This is a genomic window from Psychrobacter pasteurii, assembly GCF_900162815.1.
Lineage (GTDB): Bacteria > Pseudomonadota > Gammaproteobacteria > Pseudomonadales > Moraxellaceae > Psychrobacter > Psychrobacter pasteurii.
Genome location: NZ_FUGD01000050.1, coordinates 1 through 19,523, shown reverse-complemented (window position 1 = coordinate 19,523; position 19,523 = coordinate 1). Strand labels below are relative to the sequence as shown.

Sequence of the window (19,523 nt, the reverse complement as noted above, 5' to 3'; positions counted from 1 at the left end):
ATAGCAACACGCTATGAAAAGCTAGCACGCAATTTTAAATCTATGCTTTACCTAGCTTGTACTATTATTCACTGTAAGTTAAATTGAGGACACGCCCTAGCTTGCCTATTGGCTTATTAGGTTATTTAATTTCAAGCTTCTTGCTGGTTGAGCCCGTAAGCTTAGGTAAAGACAGTTGCAATATGCCGTTTTCATAAGAAGCTTCTGCTTTATCGACATCAATCTTCTCAGGTAACTGGAAGCTACGTGAGACCGAGCCATAGTAACGCTCGCTACGTAGAACTTTATTGCCTTCTTTTTGCTCATCTTTTTGGGCAATCTCAGCACTGATTGAAACCACATCTCCAGAAATTGACAAATCAATATCTTCTTTGGCCACCCCTGGAACTTCTGCATTTACAAAGAAGGTGTCGTCTTTTTCACTGACATCAATCTTAATTTTTGAAGCAGCAGGTAGGGCATCACCATGTAGGGGGCGCATTAAAAAGCTAGGTGACATTTCATCAAATAAGCTATCAAAAATCGAATTTCTAGTGACTAATTTATTCATATTATTATCCTCATAGTTAATGGTTTACTATGTGACATCTAAGTGTCTCTCTTACCTATATATATGTGGATAACTTTTTTTATTTCAAGGGTTTATTAAATAAACAGTTAAGACAACGGTCTGTAATGACTACTTGGCAATATACGGATTGCTGATACTTAGCTTCTCTAAAATAGCAATTTCAAAGCCTTCCATTTCATCCTGTTCAGCTTGTCCTAACTCATGATCAAAGCCTAATAAATGCAAGATACCATGTACCAATAAATGGGTTACATGTTCGCCAACAGTTTTGTTTTGTTCTTTTGCCTGCTGCTCGACTACTTCATGGCAAATAATCAGTTCACCCAAAGCCACTTCTGGCATTTCCGCTAAGATAAGGGCAGGTAGGTCACTTGGGTAAGATAAGATGTTGGTGGCGTAATCTTTGCCACGCGCCTCTAAGTTTAGCTCACGGCCTTCAGTACTGTCCGTTAAATAAATGCCCAACTGTTTTGGCTTTGTTGTCCACTGCTCGTTATGCAATTCTTCAAAGTAAGGCAGATTAACCGGTTGTGCATCCATATAATTTAGAGTGGTGGTTAGTACCTGCTGAATGGCTTCAAGTGAGTAATACTGATCAAGGATTTCAGTGGCGATAGCCTCTGAAGCGCTAATATCAATAGTAGGTAGAAGGGAGTCTGTCATAATGAGTCCAGCTGAGTAATCTAGTAAAAAGAGGATTAATCCTTAATGAGTGGTATAAAAACAACAAGCCGGAGAGTATCCGACTTGTTGGTAATAAAAATAAGAAACTATAAGCTTTTATATGGTTAAGCGTTAAGACTTAGCATCTGCTTCAGCTTGTTTGCGCTCTTGCTCTTCTCGGCGAGCTATTTTACGGGCCTCTTTAATGGCTTCTTGTTCTTCATCCCAAGCGCCGTAAGCTTCAACGATTTTTTGGACCAGCTGATGACGTACCACGTCTTTAGATTCAAATTTAGTGACATGAATCTCATCAATTTTACCTAAGATTTGAATGGCTTGAGCCAGACCAGATTTATGGCCACGCGGTAAGTCGACCTGAGTCACGTCACCGGTAATAACCGCCCGGGAACCAAAGCCCAAACGGGTTAAGAACATTTTCATCTGTTCAGGGGTAGTGTTTTGTGCCTCATCGAGAATAACAAATGAATTGTTTAGCGTACGCCCACGCATATAGGCCAATGGGGCAATCTCAATGATTTGCTTCTCAATTAACTTACCCACTTTTTCAAAGCCAAGCATTTCGTATAAAGCGTCATATAAAGGGCGTAGATAAGGGTCAATCTTCTGAGTTAAGTCGCCTGGTAAAAAGCCTAGTTTTTCACCGGCTTCTACCGCAGGACGTACCAGTAAGATACGCTCAATCTCATTACGCTCTAGCATATCAACGGCGCAAGCGACGGCCAGATAAGTCTTACCGGTACCGGCAGGACCCACACCAAATGACACATCAGAAGTCAAAATACGCTTCACATAACGCTGCTGATTGCCGCCGCGAGGAATGATTTTGCCTTTACGGGTTTTTAGCGCAATCGAGTCATAGTTGGCCTCAGCATCGTAGGCATATTCTTCTGAGTCTGGCTCATCTTCAACTTTTTCAGGACTAGCAAAGGTATCAAAATCACGAGACATACTGGCTTGAATGATAAGATGCAGCTCGTGCGGCGTAATGTCTTTTTCAGACTGAGATTCATCAGCCAATTTGTTTAAAATAAAGTCGCCACGCTCTACCGCTGTCAGGTCACCGGCTAAGATGAACTTATGCTGACGCTGATTTATATGAATGCCAAGGCGTTCTTCAATGTATTTAAGATTGTTATTGTATTCACCAACTAAGATTTTTAGCTGAGAGGAGGTTAAAAAATCCAAGTTGATTTTTCGTGTGACGGTATCGGTCAAGTGAGGATCCTTTTTTTATGTAGGTTTTAAAACTATGTATTTATTATGGCCGTTAAATAATGAAATTCAAGCGATAGCAGCCAAGCAATGAGTCGATTTTTGTAATTTGATGATGCAGAGATAGTTGCTAGGGGGCGATTAAATAATATTAGAGTTTAACTTATCGTGCGTAATTCTCCACCTATAATCTTTGATTTAGGTGGAGATGTCAGCACGGGCGACCTAGTCAGGGCGTTCTTGTCTTTCGATATATTATCAAATGGTATCAATCGTAGCACCGCCAGTAGTCAGCAAACAATATGCCCTAGTCCAAAGTACAGGCTCCGAGTAAAACTGTGCCAAATGTTTTGCAAATGCCTTTCTCATCAGTCGGCTAGTTACTGCTTTTAGATTATTGATAAACTTACTTGGCATGATATTGGGGTTCATATCAAGCAGTAAATGCACATGGTCAGAATCCCCATTGAGTTCTAACAGCTCAACTTCCCATTTTTTAACAAAGGTCAGTTATGATTTCTTTTAGCCTATCAAGCATAGCCCCAGTAAAGCATTTTCTACCGTTTTTCGTGACTAACACTAAATGATAAGTAAGTCTATAAATACTGTTGTAATGGGATTTTAATAACCTGCTCATAATTGATATCAAATAGAAGTGATGCTAGGTTATATCTCTATTCAAGACGACTTCCAAACCATGCTTAAAGCCTATAAATATCGCATTTACCCAAATCGTGAACAGCAGGTGCTTATCGAAAAGCACTTTGGCTGTAGCCGTTTTGTGTTCAACTGGGCGTTAGCTTTGCAAAAACGATACTACGCTATATTTGGTAAGTCTTTGTCACGCACCAAAATTCAAAGTCACTTGGTTAAGAAAAAGAAAAAGAAAAAGGCTAAATTTTCATGGCTTAGTGAGGTCAACAGTCAATCACTACTAAATGCCTTGCGGGGCGTACATACCGCTTTTACTAACTTCTTCAAAGGTCAGGCTAAGTTTCCACGTTTTAAATCTAAAAAAATCCCACAGCGAAGTTATCAATGCCCTCAGCATTGCACAGCAAACTTTGCACAAGGCATGATCAACCTACCTAAAATAAAGGGTATTAAGACCGTATTTAGCCGTGAGTTTGAGGGTAAGATTAAAACAGTAACGATTAGTAAGACAGCAACAGGCAAATACTATGCAAGTATGTTAGTTGAAAACAATGAAGTTGTACCAACACCTACCACAATAGAGCCTAGCCTAACTGTTGGTATTGACTTAGGCATCAGTCATCTACTTGTTTTGTCTGATAGCAGCAAGGTTGATAACCCAAAACATTTATCCAAAGCCAGTCAAAGACTTTCTGCACAGCAAAAAATATTTGCTCGTAAACAAAAACAAAGTAAAAACTATCAAAAGCAAAAATTAGCGGTTGCTCGTATTCATGAAAAAGTACGCAACCAGCGCTTAGACTTACACCATAAAGTCACGTATAAACTGATTTGCGAAAACCAAGCTACCAGTTATGCGATTGAAGATTTAGGTGTAAAACATGGTAAAGAACCGTAAACTTGCTAAAGCGATTAATGATGTTGGTTGGGGACAGTTTGTTACTCTGCTTACTTACAAGGCGAGTTGGTATGGCAAAAATGTTCTAAAAGTAAATCGGTTCTTTGCTAGTAGTAAAATTTGCTCGCATTGTCATCACAAATTAGAGAGTCTGCCGTTATCGGTGCGTCATTGGGTGTGTCCTAGCTGTCAAACACAGCATGACAGTGATATCAATACAAGCAATAATATACGCCAACAGGCGTTAGCTGATGTAGCAGGACTTGCTACTGTGTAAAGAGTTCCTCCAGTACAATACTTATCAGCGTAAGTGTACTGGCGAAAGGTGGTGACACAATCCTAGATTGAAGTTACTATGGGTCGCAAAGATTCCCCCACCATAACCTCTAGGTTTGGTGGTGGGAGTAGGTCAAAGGCTATGATTATAAGGTCGATAATTAAGGTAACATGATAAGATACTAAATAAGAAAATATTAAACAGATAAGCTTAAGCCAAGTGAATAAGAGTAATCCATGACAAATCAAACTGAAAATAATCCTGTAATAAACGATTTAAATCCTCAGACAAATCAAAATGCCATTACCGAGCAAAACGTTATTATTGCTGGTGGGGGTCATGTGGGGTTGTCTTTTGCTTTATTACTGGCCGCTCAAGGCATTGCTAGCACCATAGTGGAGCGTAATAAATATCCCAAACTTAGTCCCAAAGAAGATGCCAAAAGAACCCATTATCTAGACAGCCGTAATACCGCTTTGTCACGTCGCACAGTACAAATTTATCAAGAGATTAATCTGTGGGATCAGTTACAAAGTCAGGCCTGTCGCATTGACTCAGTTCAGGTTAGCGAGCAGGGCAGCTTTGGCTATGCTCAGCTGAATAAAGAAGAGGAAAATGTAGAGTCTTTTGGTCAGGTTATGGAGAACGCTTGGTTGGGTCGTAAGTTGTTATTGGCAGTGCAGCAAAGCCCATTAATTAACTTGATCGATGGGGCAAACGTTACTGATGTTGAGCAGTCAGCAACTTCAGTGACCCTGGTTTATGATACGGATACTGAACAACAGCAAACCTTAAGCGCTGATTTGTTAGTAGCTTGCGATGGTCGAGATTCCACAGTGCGTAATTTACTGGGTATTGGGACCAAGGATTACGATTATGGACAGACCGCTATTGTTGGGGTGGTGCAGACCGATAAGCCTCATGAACACGTGGCTATTGAGCGCTTTAGCCCGGCAGGCCCTTTGGCTGTATTGCCATTAACGGATGCAGAAGGTGATGGCAATAACCCGGTACAGGCCGGCTACCGACGTTCTGTAGTTTGGGTTTGTAAAAGTGGGGAAGAGCAGCAGTATCTAGACGATGATGCGCTGTTTATGGCCACTTTACAAAAGGCCTTTGGTCAACGAGCAGGAACCTTTGTTGAGGCGGGAAGACGGGGCGCTTATCCATTAACTCGCGTATTGGCAAACAAACAGGTTGAGGGGCGCGTGGTGATTATGGGTAATGCGGCGCATACCTTGCACCCAGTTGCCGGTCAAGGCTTTAACCTGTGTATGCGCGATGCTCATGTGTTAGCAAAAATGCTGGGTAATCAAGTGTTACGTGGGGAAGATATTGGTGAGAGCTCTATGCTAAAAGCTTATGAGCGTGCCCGTCAAAAAGACCAAAAGCGTGTGATCCGCTTCTGTGATGCCGTAGTGCATGGCTTTACTCATCCCAATCCAGCAGTGAAGCTGGCCCGCAACGTGGCCTTGATTGCTTTTGATAAGCTACCTAACGTGAAGCCACTGGTGGCCAACTATGCGATGGGTCTTAAGTCCTAAAGTTTGCAAACTTGAATGGCAGCAATTTTAATTTTAACTGATTTTATTTGAAACATTGGGCGGCTTTATGGCGACAACTACTGAGACACAAACCCTAATTATTGGCGGCGGCATAGTCGGTGCGACTTTGGCATTGAAATTGGCACAGCAGCAGCAAAAAGTGACTTTAATCGATGCCCGTCCTGAATTGACCAAAGAGCAATGGCAACAAAAGTTACTGCAGCGTGATGCCCGAGTCTTTGCGCTCAGCATTGCTAGTATTGAGCTGTTAAAGCAGGTGGGTGCGTGGCAATTGATTGCTCAGTCAGGGCGCAAGGCCGATTACACTCAGATGCAAGTGTGGCAGCAAGACGGTAAGGGTGAGCTAAATTTCGGCGATGAGTATGTGCCGCAATTGCTGGGCAGTATGGTCGAGCCTTTCGTTATTGAGCATGCTTTATATCAACGTATGGCGGCAGAGGATGTCAGTGAATACTTGACCTTGGTAGCAGGCCATAAGGTCACTTTGCTTGATTGGTTAGGCAGCCAACAAGGCTATCAGGTGCACTTGGATAATGGCGATAAGCTGCAAGGTAAGCTGCTTATAGGTGCTGATGGTCGCGGATCACTGGTGCGACGTGAGGCGGGTATTGGATTGGATACTTTAGACTACAATCAAACCGCTATTTGCTGTGCTATTAAGACTCAGCAGCCACACCGTGCCACTGCAAGACAACTTATGCTACCCACGGGCACGCTAGCTTTATTACCTCTAGCCGATGTCACTGAAGACGATAAGGCCAATCCGCAGCACTGGCAATCGGTGGTATGGAGTCTGCCTCGTAATAGAGCCCTTGAGCTACTGCAGTTAAATGAAGAAGATGATGACACCTTGCGAAGAGAGCTTGCTGCTGCCAGTCAGTATGCGTTAGGCGATATTGAGCAACTTGAGTCTATTGCAAGCTTCCCGCTTAACGCTCAGCAGGCCAAGCACTATGTCAAAGAAAACTTAGTGTTAGTCGGAGATGCGGCGCATGGCGTACATCCGCTGGCGGGTCAAGGACTGAATTTAGGCATGCTTGATGTGGCTGCCTTAGTGGAAGAGTTGATGGCAGATTATGAGCGCAGTGGCGGTAGATGCTGGGGTGAGCTGGCCACATTGCGCCGTTATGAGCGAACGCGCCGTCCGCACAACAGTGTTATGATGCACAGCTTCTCATTGATGAACTGGCTGTTTGCCGGTGACTTTGCGGCACTTCGCCCTGTGCAGCAAATTCGTAGTGAAGGCATGTATCAAGTGGGTAAGATTAAGCCGTTGATGAGGTTCTTTACTCAAAAAGCGAGTGGGTTGTAAATGAGGCCTTTATCGATTCTCGCAGTCGCTATTTTAAATAGCTGTTTAATCATTTAAATCATTTTTAGTGTTCGGTTCGCTAGCCCAGTAGTAAAAAGGGGATAAAGCGGAATTTAGTTGTGATGTGTTTTACAGAGTTATTAACTTAATATGATCAGGAGAGGTGCATCATGAGCGACAAAGATGAAGATAAATTACTTAATGAAGAGAAGTTAGAGAAATCTAGCAAAAAAGATAAAAAACAAGACAAGGATAAGGATCACAAAAAAGATAAAAAGCGTAAAGAAGAGAAAAAGGAGAAAAAGCACAAGAAAGACAAAAAGCACAAGAAAGATAAGAAGGATAAAAAAGATAAAGACCGTAAAAAGGACAAAGACCACAAGAAAGACAAGCAAGATAAAAAAGAAAAATCAGCCAAAAAGGCAGCAAAAAAAGAAGTTAAAAAGCAGTGCCATAAAGGCGTTAAGTTGCTAAAAAAACAACCTGGTAACAGGCGTCCTCTTAAGAAAAAAGCGTTACGAAACTTCTTGCTTAGCCACTTGCGTACCGATGATGAAAAGCTGGTAGAAAAAGTGATTGAGAGAATGGTTAAGAAAAAAAGAATCAAGATCTCAATCAATAACAAGGTCACTTATAAAAGAAAGCTAAAGTCTTAATCCTTTAATTTCCATCATAAAAAAAGGTATGGTTTCGAGGTCTAATATTGACCAACAAACCATACCTTTTTGCGTTTCAAGAGAGTAATCTGCGTTTGAGCGGTGTTATTTTTTTGGGTGATTACCATCTTAGGGGCAGTTAAATACTGATTATCCAAAAGAAGAGAAAACAACCATCAGTACTGGCGCCACAATGTTAATAATAAAACCAAAGCTAATGGCTAAAGGCACCACGCCAAGCCCACCTGATTGTTGAATAATGGGTAAAGTAAAATCGAGACTGGTTGCACCACCAAGCCCCACCGCTGCTGAAGGGGTTTTGCGCATAAAAAACGGTATAAACAACAGCGCAAAGAACTCACGCACCAAATCATTAAACAGTGCCACACTGCCCCAAACTGCGCCATATGCATCGGTCATTACAATGGCTGACAGCGAATACCAACCAAAGCCAGAAGCCAAAGCTAAGCTTTGAGTCAAAGACACCTCATCAAAGATCAGCCAAAATACAATGCCACCCATTAGTACCGCAAGGGTGAAAATAACACTAGTTTGCATACCACGTTTGCTTAGCAGTACTTCTTTTAAGGTGATGCCTGAGCCTTTTAGACCAATACCAACCAACAAAATAAGTATCATTAATAGGACGGTCATGCTATCTGCTGGCGGTCTATAACCCTCGGGCAAAAACATACCAATCACAAAGCCGATAATCACACAGCTGACCTGTAACAAGCTGCCTCGAATACTGACCTTGGGAGCCGCATTGCTGTTTTTTCCTGCTGGTGTCCAAGGTGAAAAACGGTCAAACACCATTAGAGCGGCCAGACCACTACCAATAGTCAATACAGACAACACACTGACGTACATGAGAATGTCAGTAATTCGGCTACCAAGCCCCTCGACTTGTGCCAATTCAATGCCGATAAGCGTCAAAATGACATACACCAAATAACCTAGCATCTTTTCTGATAGCTGGACAAGGGTTTTATTTAATGGCAGGGCAAAACCAATAAATAGAGGAGCTAGTACTAAAATAAGGGTGATGAGGTTGTCTAAGTTTTGTGGTGTTTGCATGAGAGGACACACAGGCTGATTAGTGAGGGTAAGTCATGGTTGCGGTGTGTGCTAAAGTTTGAAAAAACAAAAGTCTACCGTTAGCCATAGCGAAGAAATAGCGATTCTACCATAGCTTGAGAGGTGAGGGTTGTTTGGTATGAAAAGGTAGGGCTTACCTCACTATCATAACCGGCAGTGAGGACAAGATAAGGAATGAGTCTCGATTGCCCATTCCTAATACTCAAGACAAGAGCTAGGAAGCTTTGGCTACCAAAATAGCCCGTTTAGAACTGCTTTGTTTGTTCAGTTTAAGCTCAGCGATATTATCAATCGGTTTTACATTCCTTGAAAATTCGTCAGCTTGGCTGCATAAAGGGGTAACAATACTGGTTGCAGGTGAGTGGGTGACGCTAGGATAATCCTCTCGATAATGACCGCCTCGACTTTCAGTTCGGGTCAGAGCTGATTGCAATAACAGCGAAGCTAAGGTCAATAAACGATCAAAGCGGAATCTATTTAATGATGAATTTTGCTCTGCTACCGGATCTGTTGGTAGTAGCGATAGCTGCTGTTTTAACCTAATAACTTGGTCTAATGCCTGCTTTAAACTGGCTTCATTGCGTTTGATGCCCATGTTATCAGTCATTAGCTGTTTTAATGAAGTCAACTGGTCCTCTAAATCAAAATCATCGGGTGATAATGAGAAGTCTGTCATTTCAACAGATGAATTTAGGTGCTCAGTAGGGACGATTAATTGAGTCAGTGAGGGCGATTTAGTATGAGTAACTGACTCAGCAAGGGTGCTTTCATCTGGGTTATCTGAGCTTTCTGTATCTAACGGGCTTGCATTGGTCAGCTGTCTCGCTAACTGTGAAGCGATCTTTCGGCCTACTACCACACACTCAAGAAGTGAATTACTGGCCAGGCGATTGGCGCCATGCAGCCCGGTATTGGCCACCTCTCCTGCAGCATATAGACCGGTTACATCGGTTTGTCCTGATGCATTGGCGACGACCCCGCCACAGGTATAATGGGCAGTGGGCGCAACGGGAATTGGCTGCTGAGTAATATCGATGCCTAGGCTTAAACAGTGAGCATAAATATCAGGGAAATGCTGTTTAATGAAGTCAGCGGGCTTGTGAGAGATATCCAAATGCACATAACCCACATTATTATTAGCAATCTCGTTGGCAATGGCTCGGGCCACGATGTCACGTGGTGCCAGCTCTTCACGTGTATCATAGTTTGGCATAAAGCGCTCGTGGCTGATTGGGCAACGCAGTAATCCACCTTCGCCGCGCACCGCTTCAGATATTAGGAAGTTACTGCTGCCATTTTCATCGTTATAAACCAAGCCTGTGGGGTGAAATTGGATGAACTCTAAGTTGGCCAAACGACAGCCAGCTTCCCAAGCCATCATAATGCCATCGCCGACACAGACGTTAGGGGCGGTGGCTCGACTAAATAATTGCCCCAATCCTCCGCTAGCAAGAACTACCGCTTTGCTATTGAAAGTTATTAAATTATGGGTCTGGGTATCGATTACCTTAGCACCAATACAGCGACGAGTGGTCGTTGTCTGCTTTGCATCTTCAGTGATTAGGCTTAGGGCTTCATGAAAGGGAAGTAGGCTAATATTGTCAGCTTGTGACGCTTGCTGTTGCAAACGGATCATAATATGTCGACCGGTAGCATCATCGGCATGAGCCACACGGCGACAGCCATGCCCACCTTCTTGAGTGAGGTGTAAGCTAGCAAGTTGGGTGTCTATCTTAGTCTCATTAAGGGATTGCCCCTCATCATTGGTGGTGAAAGGCACGTTATGCGATAACAGCCAGCTTATGGCATTGCTTCCTTGAATTAGGATTTGGCTAGTCGCTTCTACATTGCATAAGCCGTCACCGGCTATCAAGGTATCGCTCACATGGTCTGATACTTTATCTTGGCTATCAATTACTGCGGCAATACCACCTTGAGCATAATAACTTGAGCAAGCGGTTAACCCTTCTTTGGCGAGCACCGTAACTTTCAGCTGCTTTGGCAGTGATAATGCCGTGGCCAGTCCTGCTAACCCTGCCCCAATAATGAGAACATCACAGTACTGCGTCGTTGTGGTTTCCTGTAAAAAATCAGGGCCAGTTTTATGGACTGACTTTGCGTCAGTGACAGCTGATGAGCAAGAAGGGGCAGAGGTTTTTGGTGTTGGCATAAGCAGGCTCTTTTAAAGGGTTAACGATAGTGTTAAAGCTGGCTGGCTAGTCTAGTTAGCTCAAGTATTTAAGCTGGACCAACATTAGCAAATAAAGCACGGTCTTTGATGATGTCGCCACTGGTAGCCACACGGCGTTTTTGTTCAGCAGCAAAGTCAAGCATGCGCTGTAACGGTTTTAAGGCAGCAGTAGCAAGCTGTGGCTCAAGTTTGATCTCACCGGTTCCGTTTTCTAAACACTGTTCAATACCTTTTAGGCCGTTCATTGCCATCCAAGGGCAGAAGGCACAGCTTTTGCAGGTAGCACTTTCGCCCGCTGTTGGCGCGGCCAAAAACAGCTTATCTGGAGAATGCTTTTGCATCTCATGCAAGATGCCAAGGTCGGTACCAACGATGAAAGTTTTGGCATCCATCTCTTTGGTGGCATTTAACAGCTTACTGGTTGAACCCACCACATCGGCCAAAGCCACTACGCTGTCTGGCGACTCAGGATGAACCAGCACAACCGCTTCAGGATGTTCAGCTTTAAGCTGTTGTAGTTCTTTGGCCTTGAACTCGTTGTGCACGATGCATGAACCTTGCCATAGCACCATGTCGGCACCGGTTTCTTTTTGGATGTATTTACCTAAATGACGGTCTGGTCCCCAAATGATTTTTTGGCCTTGCTCATGCAGGTGGGTAACGATTTCAAGACCCACTGATGAGGTCACGACCCAATCAGCACGGGCTTTGACTTCAGCACTGGTATTTGCGTAAACCACGACAGTACGATCCGGATGTTGGTCACAAAACGCACTGAACTCATCAATCGGGCAACCCAAATCAAGTGAGCATTCAGCTTCTAAATCAGCCATAAGCACTGTCTTTTCCATGCTTAAGATCTTGGCTGACTCACCCATAAATCTTACGCCGGCCACGACCAAAGTTTGTGCGTCATGCTCTTTACCGAAGCGGGCCATCTCAAGCGAATCACCAACGCAGCCGCCTGTTTCTAACGCTAAGTCTTGAATGTAAGGGTCGACATAATAATGAGCCACAAGCACCGCATTGTGCTCTTTTAGCAGACGCTTGATGTTCTCAACCACTTGCTGGCGTTCGCTACGAGGCAGTTCAGCAGGGATTTTGGCTTTGGCATACTCTATATCGATGTTATTAACGGCGGATTGCTGATTACTTTGGTCCAAGGTTGGCGCGTCATAAGCAAAAAGCTCCACTTTTTCTAAAGTGTTATTTTTGTTCGATTCGACTGGACTGGTCTGTGAGGCTGTCATAAAAATCCCTATTACGAAATTGGTAACTGAAAAATTATTAATGAATAAAGTGTTAATTGGTATGAAGGAATATAATTATGCTCGTTTTGAGCATAAATACAAGAAATTTTTTTAATTAAAATTAATAGCTTATGTGAGACAGCCTATAAAAACCTTTGTTTTCATTGACTTAGGCTGGGTTTCAGCGAAATTTTGTGTTTGGTAATAATTGATATCAATTGTTTAAGCTTAAGGCGGGGTTCGTGTAATTTAGCGGATTAACAGATATACTAAAGCCATAACTTTAATAACATTGATGGTAAATATGAGCTTGTCTTTTTCTCACGCCCATAGCGAAGGTAGCGGTACCACAGAGGTGGTTGCCGTATTGATAGCTATTACCGATAGCCGTGCCCGAGTACTGACGGTAGACGGCGGTAAGCTTCTGCCAAATGGGCCACTTATGCCATTGCACCGCTCGTTGCAAGCTGGCGTACGTCAGTGGGTGGAAGAGCAAACAAAACAGCCTTTAGGGTATATCGAGCAGTTATATACGTTTGTCGATACCAACAGACGCAATAAAGACGGCCATGCTTTGGTCTACGTCAGTTATATGGGCTTGGTGCAAGAAGCAATGATACAAGAGGCCATGGTGGAAGAGGGAGTGCTGGGAGAGGGGCAGAGTAATAACCCAGATTCTGAATCCTCTGTCGCGCCCTTTAGCTCTAAAAGCAGTGCCCGCTGGCGAGATTGGTATGATTATTTTCCTTGGGAAAATCGTCTTTTAACAGAGACCAATAGCGCTCAAATTACTGAAAAGCTTAAGCAATGGGCAGAGGCTGCCACTAGCAAGTCAGAAAGGTTAAAACGGTTACAGCGTATTTATCTGTGCTGGGGTGGAGATTGGGAGCAAGACTCAGATTTCGAGCAGGTTGTTGCCAGTGGGGATAGTCACAGTAGCAGTGCCAAAGAGATGTATACCAAATGGGTGGCTGAGCACGCTCTATTGCGTTATGAAATGCTTTACGAGGCGGGCTTGTTGCCTGAATCACCGGACTATAACTCCAGCAAACTGCCTAAAAACTGGCATCAAGTGATCGGCGAGCCTATGTATTATGATCACCGCCGAGTGATTGCCACCGCCATATCCCGACTGCGGGCGAAGATTGAATATCGGCCGCTTATCTTTGGTCTGATGCCTGAAGAATTTACTTTATTACAATTGCAGCAAAGCGTGGAGGCTCTATCAGGAGTGCCACTGCACAAACAAAACTTTAGACGCTTGCTAGAAAGTCAAAATCTAGTTGAGCCCACCGGTAATAGCAGCCAAACAGGCAGAGGAAGGCCTGCTAAGTTATATCGGTTCCGGTTTGATATAGGCTTACAAAGCTTACTAATGGACAGTAAGTTGCCTAAAAGCAACAATCGTTGATTGATAATTAATTATTGCTAAAGCGGTTTTTCTTAGTTATATTTATGCTCATTATGAGTATTATTGGTTGAGGCAGATGCCTTAACTTTTTTATTGTAAAAATATAACTGTCAAGGACCCTTTATGTCTTCAACGCCTAGCACCAATCCTCAGAAGTCTTCTCAATCAGCCGCCATTCATGAACCGCCATTAAACGATGTGCTATTGGCTCCCTTGGTAGAAAATGCCTTAGTAGAAGATTTGGGTCGTCGTGGCGATGTGACTTCGCAAGCGACCATACCGGCTGATAAGCAGGCGACGTTGACCTTGACCGTCCGTGATGAGGGCGTCGTATGTGGTTTAGATTTAGCGAGATTGGCCTTCGCTCAAGTGGATGCGTCTATTGAATTCACCGCTCATACCCACGACGGAGCCTGGGTAACAGCGGGTCAAACTCTGGCCACCATTAGCGGAAATGCCCGTAATCTATTGACCGCTGAGCGTACCGCACTCAACTTTATGACCCACTTAAGCGGCATTGCCACTACGACTCGCAAAGTAGTGGATTTGGTTGCTGATTATCCAGCACAAGTTACCTGTACCCGTAAAACCATTCCTGGTCTGCGTACCGTGCAGAAATATGCCGTACGCTGTGGCGGTGGTCGTAACCATCGTTTGGGTTTAGACGATGCGATTTTAATTAAAGACAACCATATTGCGATTGCAGGTAATATTCCAAATGCACTTGCTCAGGCCAAGCAGCTGGCAGGTCATTTAATTCCTATTGAGATTGAAGTGGATACCCTAGAGCAACTGCAGCAAGCGATTGATGCCGGCGCTGAGCTGGTGCTGCTTGATAATATGAGTCCAGATACCCTGCGTGAAGCGGTTGCCATGTGTAAGAATCACCCAAGCGGCCGTGTAAAAACTGAAGCATCTGGCGGTATTACGCCTGATAGTGTGGTGTCTGTCGCCGAGACGGGCGTCGACTTTATCGCCATGGGTTATTTGACTCACAGCACCACAGCGCTAGATATTGGCATGGATTTTTCAGCCTAATCTAACCAGGCGGACTAACCTCAGTTTACGGGCGTGGGATTTCAATGGTGTGGGTTTTTAATAAATACTAAGTGATTGAAATGTTTAATGATTTTGAAGACAGGTTGCTGGCTTAACTTTAGTGACATATAAATAGTGTGCAAAAAGTGGTATAACTCTATTTGTAGTTGATTGATTTATAGTTGATTGCTCAACTAAATCTCAATCGTCGGGCCACAAAAGCAGCGTATAAATCTAATAATTATTGAAAAAAATTTAATAATTGGGTTATACGTTGCCTGTTGCTTATGTTAAAATCGCCACCCTTTGCAAACTGAGGCGCCCGCTATGGACACCGAAATTGTCAAAATCATTTTGGCTTTTGTGGTACTGATACACCCTTTTAGTGCGCTAACGCTATTTTTAGACACCACACGGGGTTATAAACCAGCCGATAGACGTAATTTTGCTAGAGTTACGAGCTTAACTGTGTTTGTTACCATCGCATTCTTCACGATTGCTGGCGAGACGTTGCTGCGTGCGCTGGGTATTTCGATAGGCTCTTTTCAGATAGCCGGTGGTATTCTGGTATTCTTGATTGCCCTTAATATGATGAATGGTGAGGGCAACCCTGTTAAGCCCGATCAAGATAATGTGGAGTGGGATGAGTGGAGTGATTGGGCGCCAATGGAGGGGAATACAGCAGCCGCTGTTGTTCCTATGGCTATTCCAATGATTATAGGGCCTGGCGGTATTTCTACGGTCATTATTTATGCCGCACAAGTACATACCTGGCAACAAAAACTGGCCATTATTATTGCCGGTCTTGTTATCGCTATTTTCTGTTATCTAGCCCTGTCTGCAGCGACTCAGTTAAGCCGGGTTTTAGGGGATACAGGACTAAATATTATTAGCCGTATCATGGGTATGCTACTTGCCGCCGTTGCGATTGAGATTTTAGTTAGTGGGCTTGTTTCTATCTTCCCTAATATCATCTAAGCTTAAGCTATCTAAGCTGTTATCTATACAGTTTAATTGTTGCATATTGGGTCAAATAGGGTATTTCAGTTGCCTGTATAAGACTGCTAAGCTTATACAGCCCACTAAACCTATAAACCTAACCAAATGCTAAGTGCCATGCCAAATAAATCATGAGTACGCCTACTAACGCGTCTAAGATATTCCATGCTTTGGGCTTGGCAAATAAAGGGGATAGTAACCTTGCGCCATAACCTAAGCTAAAGAAAAACACAAAAGAAGCACTGACCGCCCCCAATCCAAACTCTACCTTACTATCCGCTCCCGTTGAGACCATACCTACCAGTACCAAAGTGTCTAAATAAACGTGAGGGTTGAGCCAAGTAAAGCCAAAGCACAGCATTAAGGACTTTTTGAGACTGCTCACAGAGCTACTGTCTTGAATTAAGGCATGCGATTTGCTAACACTGGCATATAAACTTTGTAAACCATATCCTAATAAAAATAAGGCACCGGCAATTTTTGCGAGGGTGACGATATTGGGATATTTGGCGGTAACAGCTCCAAACCCCGCAACACCCGCTGAGATTAATAAAGCATCAGATACCGCGCAAAACAAACAGATGGCAAAAACGTGCTGCTTTTTTAAGCCCTGTTTTAAGATAAAAGCATTTTGTGAGCCTATTGCAAATATCAGCGACAAGCCTAGGGCAAAGCCTGATACATAATCCATCTAGTTATCTCAGGGTAAGTTATTAAAATAGGGGTAGGCTAATACGGGTTAATTATAAAGTATTTGGCGCTTATAAGCTTAGAGTTTTAAACAGGCTGCTTAAGCACTAAGTTTCCGTATCTGAATAATAAAAAAGAACAAAGGGTGGTTATATGACGCAAGCAACTGCAATGGTACTGATGTTTATACTATATGGGGTGCTACCTGCAGCCGGCATATACTTAGGGTATCGAGGCGTGAAAAAACTGACTCAGCCTAAAATGCTTGAGTATAAGGCCATGCCGCAGTTGGGTTATATTCCAGAAAAAAGCTTACCGCCTGAAGTGAAGCAAAAGCTAGATAGTATCAATGATAAAGGTGAAAAGCTAAAAATGCTTTACGGTGATACCAACAATGATGGTGTCATTGATGATTCAGATGCGGTCACTGAAACTTATATCATGATTAAAAATGTCATGGATAAGCACATCCCTGAAGCAGTTGCCGACTATCGCCGCTTACATGACTTAGACAGTAGCTCCAATAAAACCGTCGTTATCTCAGCTGAGAAAAGCAGTACTGAGTCTAGCCGAGCAGACACTACGAAGATTAAGAACTCGGATATGACGGGCAGACAAGCACTAATGGAAGTTTTGAACACAGTAGAAACTCAGTTTGATGGGCTACTAGATGCAGCGTATCATCAAGATGGTCAGAAGCTTTTGGCCACCAATCGTTATTTGCAGCAGCGTTTTGAGAAATAAGAAGCAGCAGCTGAGGGCATGAGTCATTAGTGGGTAAAGAGTAAGTTTGTGGTGGTTAAATAGTGGTGGTTAAATAAGAGGTAAGCGTAATCAATGAGTGTGCTAATAGGAGTAGGGGTCGTCGCCGTAGTAGCCGCAGGTTATGTGGGCCGCAAAGGCTGGTTGGCTTTTCATCGAGCTGTAGGAATTACTCCAGGCACTTTGAAATATGTTGAGCCATCACAGCTACCAACACCGCCTATGTTACAGCTGACTTTAGTCGATAAGCAAATAAAGGGCTTACCACCGGTGATTGTAGAGCAGCTTTTACGAATTGATGGTAAGGCAGATATCTTTCAGCAGTGGCGCAATGAGGCAGTTAAAGCCGGTCAAACACCGATGGTCTCTGAAGATGAGTTTATGGTCAGTAAACTATTGCAAACTCGGGTACCAGAGCTGATTGAGAGTTATCAGCACATTGCTCGTCACGAAGATTTACTACAACAAGCGGCTAATAGAGCATCAAATGCTGCCCATGCAAATAGCCAAGTTAGCGGTGAAGAAAACATGAGTGAAAATAAAGCTCAAGCCTTAGGTTTGCTGTTAGAAGTGTTAATAAAAATTGAAACCAAGCTAGATAGCTTGCTTGAAGGCTGTCAAAATGAAGCGCTGCAGCAGATGCAGGTCATGCAGCGTTATCTAGATCAACGTCAATAATAGATGGTTATTTCAGAAAGGTGGTATTCTGAATTCGTAGCTTAAAACAAAAAGGCCTTCAGTTAATAACTAAGGGCCTTTTTTGGTATCAGATTAAAGACAATCTAGACGTTAATTAACGCTTAGAGCCTCTATTACCTGTGTCTCTGCCACGGGTATTGCTTGAATTTCTACCGGCCGTATTGGCGCGGCCACTTCGAGAGCTGGTACGAATAGTACGGGCTTTCATTGGTTTTTTCTGGAAGCGCTCTTTTTTCTCTTTGGCTTTACCATGAACCCCCATGTCTTCACGAGGATGCAGATGAACTAAGTCAATTAGACGATGAATGTCCTTTCTATCAAGTTCGATAAAGCGGCCAGTACGTAGTTCTTTAGGTAAATCAACTGAGCCATAGCTGGTACGCAATAGGCGACTTACCTTCAAGCCTTGTGACTCAATTAGGCGACGCACTTCACGGTTACGACCTTCTTTTAGCTTAACGTGATACCACTTATTAACCCCTTCACCGCCGCCTTGTTTGATGTCTTCAAACTTGGCTAGGCCGTCTTCTAGCATGACGCCATCGGTTAAGTTTTTCATCATCTCAGGAGTCAGTTCACCCAATATACGAACCGCATATTCACGAACAATTTCGTTCGAGGGGTGCATTAAGCGGTGAGCCAATTCACCATCGTTGGTAAATAACAGCAGACCAGTAGAGTTGATATCCAGACGACCGACCATAATCCAGCGGTCATGAGTCAGCTTTGGCAGACGCTCAAATACTGTCGTACGACCCTCAGGGTCATTGGCCGAACAAATCTCACCTTCAGGCTTATAGTAAGCCAATACACGGCGGCATTTTTCACGCTCTGATTTGTATTTAATTAAACGTCCGTCAACGCGAATTTCATCGCTTTGTTCAACACGGTCGCCGATAGTAGCAGGCTTTTGGTTGATTGAGACACGGCCTGCTTTAATAACTTCTTCCATCTGACGACGTGAGCCAAGACCCATACGGGCTAGGGCTTTTTGAAGTTTTTCAGTACCGGCAGTGCTGGTTTGGGTGGTTGAAGAGGCGAATTGATAGTCACCGTTATGATCGGTATAGACATCGCTTTCTGGAGTTGAGTTGGGTTGTTCAGAATGAGGCATGGTATGCATCCTTGAATCGGTGAGTGGCTACATTTCACAATGTAGAGAAGTTTTTTAATCAGACACAGCTGATTTTGGATGCTTATTATACGTTAATTTATGTGGATTATCGCTATGTACTTACAAGTTTATCACCGGTCGCCGTAAAACCACCCACTTCAGGGAATAGGTATCTACACAACTTAAAAAGAGCAAAACAGAATGATAGAATCTTCCAGTATGGCATAGATAAAATGGAGCTAGATACGAGGCTCATCAAACGATATCAACAACTCGTACACAATCACACTCACCCAAACGGTTATCTACATGCTGGTATGAAAGCAACTATGGATACTAAAAGCAGTTTTGCTCAGACCCAAGCGTTATGGCGATTTGTGCATAATGACAACATCAGCTATCAACAGCTTAGTAAGCCGTTACTTGAAAACAGCTTACAAGG

General features: G+C 43.4%; 18 protein-coding genes and 3 pseudogenes. 11 read left to right on the top strand and 10 right to left on the bottom strand.

The features are described 5' to 3' along the window. Positions 1–87: pseudogene (locus A1232T_RS13775) on the top strand (IS5/IS1182 family transposase); the annotation flags it as partial. A gap of 34 nt (positions 88–121) precedes the next feature. Here A1232T_RS13775 and A1232T_RS03000 read toward each other — a convergent pair. The 5 genes from A1232T_RS03000 to A1232T_RS14590 form a co-directional block, all read right to left on the bottom strand. Further along, positions 122–550: an Hsp20/alpha crystallin family protein gene (locus A1232T_RS03000; RefSeq protein ID WP_077447993.1), complete on the bottom strand. Its 429-nt coding sequence runs from the start codon at positions 548–550 to the stop codon at positions 122–124. 129 nt (positions 551–679) lie between these two features. Beyond that, positions 680–1,234 carry an rRNA maturation RNase YbeY gene (ybeY, locus tag A1232T_RS02995; protein WP_077447992.1) on the bottom strand — a complete coding sequence of 185 codons (555 nt, stop codon included), beginning with the start codon at positions 1,232–1,234 and terminating at the stop codon, positions 680–682. Positions 1,235–1,366: 132 nt separating this feature from the next. Then, a complete protein-coding gene (locus A1232T_RS02990; protein WP_077447991.1) occupies positions 1,367–2,470 on the bottom strand; it encodes a PhoH family protein in 1,104 nt (367 codons plus the stop codon). A 255-nt stretch (positions 2,471–2,725) separates the two neighbouring features. After that, positions 2,726–2,977, bottom strand: coding sequence for an IS200/IS605 family transposase (gene tnpA, locus A1232T_RS02985; RefSeq protein ID WP_083722612.1), 252 nt, complete (start codon positions 2,975–2,977; stop codon positions 2,726–2,728). Next, complete coding sequence (locus A1232T_RS14590) at positions 2,964–3,104, bottom strand: transposase (protein WP_083722611.1); 141 nt, start codon at positions 3,102–3,104, stop codon at positions 2,964–2,966. The genes tnpA and A1232T_RS14590 overlap by 14 nt, the downstream gene beginning before the upstream one ends. Before the next feature lie 21 nt (positions 3,105–3,125). Between A1232T_RS14590 and A1232T_RS02980 the strand changes: the two are divergent. The 4 genes and pseudogenes from A1232T_RS02980 (at position 3,126) to A1232T_RS02965 (ending at position 7,829) form a co-directional block, all read left to right on the top strand. Beyond that, positions 3,126–4,296, top strand: a pseudogene (locus tag A1232T_RS02980) (RNA-guided endonuclease TnpB family protein). A gap of 236 nt (positions 4,297–4,532) precedes the next feature. After that, positions 4,533–5,840, top strand: coding sequence for a UbiH/UbiF/VisC/COQ6 family ubiquinone biosynthesis hydroxylase (locus A1232T_RS02975; protein ID WP_077447990.1), 1,308 nt, complete (start codon positions 4,533–4,535; stop codon positions 5,838–5,840). Positions 5,841–5,907: 67 nt separating this feature from the next. Further along, on the top strand, positions 5,908–7,173 hold the full coding sequence (locus A1232T_RS02970) for an FAD-dependent oxidoreductase (protein WP_077447989.1): 1,266 nt from the start codon (positions 5,908–5,910) through the stop codon (positions 7,171–7,173). Between the two features lie 170 nt (positions 7,174–7,343). Continuing rightward, positions 7,344–7,829 (top strand): hypothetical protein, encoded by a 486-nt coding sequence (locus tag A1232T_RS02965; protein ID WP_077447988.1) that lies wholly within the window; start codon positions 7,344–7,346, stop codon positions 7,827–7,829. Between the two features lie 150 nt (positions 7,830–7,979). Here A1232T_RS02965 and A1232T_RS02960 read toward each other — a convergent pair whose 3' ends face one another. The 3 genes from A1232T_RS02960 to nadA form a co-directional block, all read right to left on the bottom strand. Then, positions 7,980–8,906, bottom strand: a complete 927-nt coding sequence (locus A1232T_RS02960) for a LysO family transporter (protein ID WP_077447987.1) — start codon at positions 8,904–8,906, stop codon at positions 7,980–7,982. A 235-nt stretch (positions 8,907–9,141) separates the two neighbouring features. Further along, positions 9,142–11,097, bottom strand: coding sequence for an L-aspartate oxidase (nadB, locus tag A1232T_RS02955; protein ID WP_077447986.1), 1,956 nt, complete (start codon positions 11,095–11,097; stop codon positions 9,142–9,144). 68 nt (positions 11,098–11,165) lie between these two features. Next, a complete protein-coding gene (nadA, locus tag A1232T_RS02950; protein ID WP_244152350.1) occupies positions 11,166–12,368 on the bottom strand; it encodes a quinolinate synthase NadA in 1,203 nt (400 codons plus the stop codon). A gap of 304 nt (positions 12,369–12,672) precedes the next feature. On the opposite strand from nadA, the gene A1232T_RS02945 reads away from it, so the two are divergent. The 3 genes from A1232T_RS02945 (at position 12,673) to A1232T_RS02935 (ending at position 15,795) form a co-directional block, all read left to right on the top strand. After that, positions 12,673–13,779: an NUDIX hydrolase gene (locus A1232T_RS02945; RefSeq protein ID WP_077447985.1), complete on the top strand. Its 1,107-nt coding sequence runs from the start codon at positions 12,673–12,675 to the stop codon at positions 13,777–13,779. A 123-nt stretch (positions 13,780–13,902) separates the two neighbouring features. Next, the gene (gene nadC / locus A1232T_RS02940; protein WP_077447984.1) at positions 13,903–14,817 is read left to right on the top strand and encodes a carboxylating nicotinate-nucleotide diphosphorylase; all 915 of its coding nucleotides are present in this window, start codon (positions 13,903–13,905) and stop codon (positions 14,815–14,817) included. A gap of 327 nt (positions 14,818–15,144) precedes the next feature. Beyond that, a complete protein-coding gene (locus A1232T_RS02935) occupies positions 15,145–15,795 on the top strand; it encodes a MarC family protein (RefSeq protein WP_077447983.1) in 651 nt (216 codons plus the stop codon). Between the two features lie 118 nt (positions 15,796–15,913). Here the strand turns inward: A1232T_RS02935 and A1232T_RS02930 are convergent, their stop codons facing one another. After that, positions 15,914–16,507 carry a LysE/ArgO family amino acid transporter gene (locus A1232T_RS02930; RefSeq protein ID WP_077447982.1) on the bottom strand — a complete coding sequence of 198 codons (594 nt, stop codon included), beginning with the start codon at positions 16,505–16,507 and terminating at the stop codon, positions 15,914–15,916. Between the two features lie 152 nt (positions 16,508–16,659). Here A1232T_RS02930 and A1232T_RS02925 point away from each other — a divergent pair, with 152 nt between their 5' ends. Next, on the top strand, positions 16,660–17,250 hold the full coding sequence (locus A1232T_RS02925; RefSeq protein WP_077447981.1) for a hypothetical protein: 591 nt from the start codon (positions 16,660–16,662) through the stop codon (positions 17,248–17,250). A 93-nt stretch (positions 17,251–17,343) separates the two neighbouring features. Then, the gene (locus A1232T_RS02920; RefSeq protein ID WP_077447980.1) at positions 17,344–17,946 is read left to right on the top strand and encodes a hypothetical protein; all 603 of its coding nucleotides are present in this window, start codon (positions 17,344–17,346) and stop codon (positions 17,944–17,946) included. 115 nt (positions 17,947–18,061) lie between these two features. Here A1232T_RS02920 and rluB read toward each other — a convergent pair whose 3' ends face one another. Further along, positions 18,062–18,943, bottom strand: coding sequence for a 23S rRNA pseudouridine(2605) synthase RluB (rluB, locus tag A1232T_RS02915; protein WP_244152353.1), 882 nt, complete (start codon positions 18,941–18,943; stop codon positions 18,062–18,064). Between the two features lie 161 nt (positions 18,944–19,104). Between rluB and A1232T_RS14215 the strand changes: the two are divergent. Then, positions 19,105–19,523, top strand: a pseudogene (locus A1232T_RS14215) (hypothetical protein); the annotation flags it as partial.

Coding starts and splice junctions, on each gene's coding strand:
- A1232T_RS03000 (WP_077447993.1), bottom strand. CDS start 550: ATGAATAAATTAGTCACTAGAAATTCGATTTTTGATAGCTTATTTGAT.
- ybeY (WP_077447992.1), bottom strand. CDS start 1,234: ATGACAGACTCCCTTCTACCTACTATTGATATTAGCGCTTCAGAGGCT.
- A1232T_RS14590 (WP_083722611.1), bottom strand. CDS start 3,104: ATGAGCAGGTTATTAAAATCCCATTACAACAGTATTTATAGACTTACT.
- A1232T_RS02975 (WP_077447990.1), top strand. CDS start 4,533: ATGACAAATCAAACTGAAAATAATCCTGTAATAAACGATTTAAATCCT.
- A1232T_RS02970 (WP_077447989.1), top strand. CDS start 5,908: ATGGCGACAACTACTGAGACACAAACCCTAATTATTGGCGGCGGCATA.
- A1232T_RS02965 (WP_077447988.1), top strand. CDS start 7,344: ATGAGCGACAAAGATGAAGATAAATTACTTAATGAAGAGAAGTTAGAG.
- A1232T_RS02960 (WP_077447987.1), bottom strand. CDS start 8,906: ATGCAAACACCACAAAACTTAGACAACCTCATCACCCTTATTTTAGTA.
- nadB (WP_077447986.1), bottom strand. CDS start 11,097: ATGCCAACACCAAAAACCTCTGCCCCTTCTTGCTCATCAGCTGTCACT.
- nadA (WP_244152350.1), bottom strand. CDS start 12,368: ATGACAGCCTCACAGACCAGTCCAGTCGAATCGAACAAAAATAACACT.
- A1232T_RS02945 (WP_077447985.1), top strand. CDS start 12,673: ATGAGCTTGTCTTTTTCTCACGCCCATAGCGAAGGTAGCGGTACCACA.
- nadC (WP_077447984.1), top strand. CDS start 13,903: ATGTCTTCAACGCCTAGCACCAATCCTCAGAAGTCTTCTCAATCAGCC.
- A1232T_RS02935 (WP_077447983.1), top strand. CDS start 15,145: ATGGACACCGAAATTGTCAAAATCATTTTGGCTTTTGTGGTACTGATA.
- A1232T_RS02930 (WP_077447982.1), bottom strand. CDS start 16,507: ATGGATTATGTATCAGGCTTTGCCCTAGGCTTGTCGCTGATATTTGCA.
- A1232T_RS02925 (WP_077447981.1), top strand. CDS start 16,660: ATGACGCAAGCAACTGCAATGGTACTGATGTTTATACTATATGGGGTG.
- A1232T_RS02920 (WP_077447980.1), top strand. CDS start 17,344: ATGAGTGTGCTAATAGGAGTAGGGGTCGTCGCCGTAGTAGCCGCAGGT.
- rluB (WP_244152353.1), bottom strand. CDS start 18,943: ATGGGTCTTGGCTCACGTCGTCAGATGGAAGAAGTTATTAAAGCAGGC.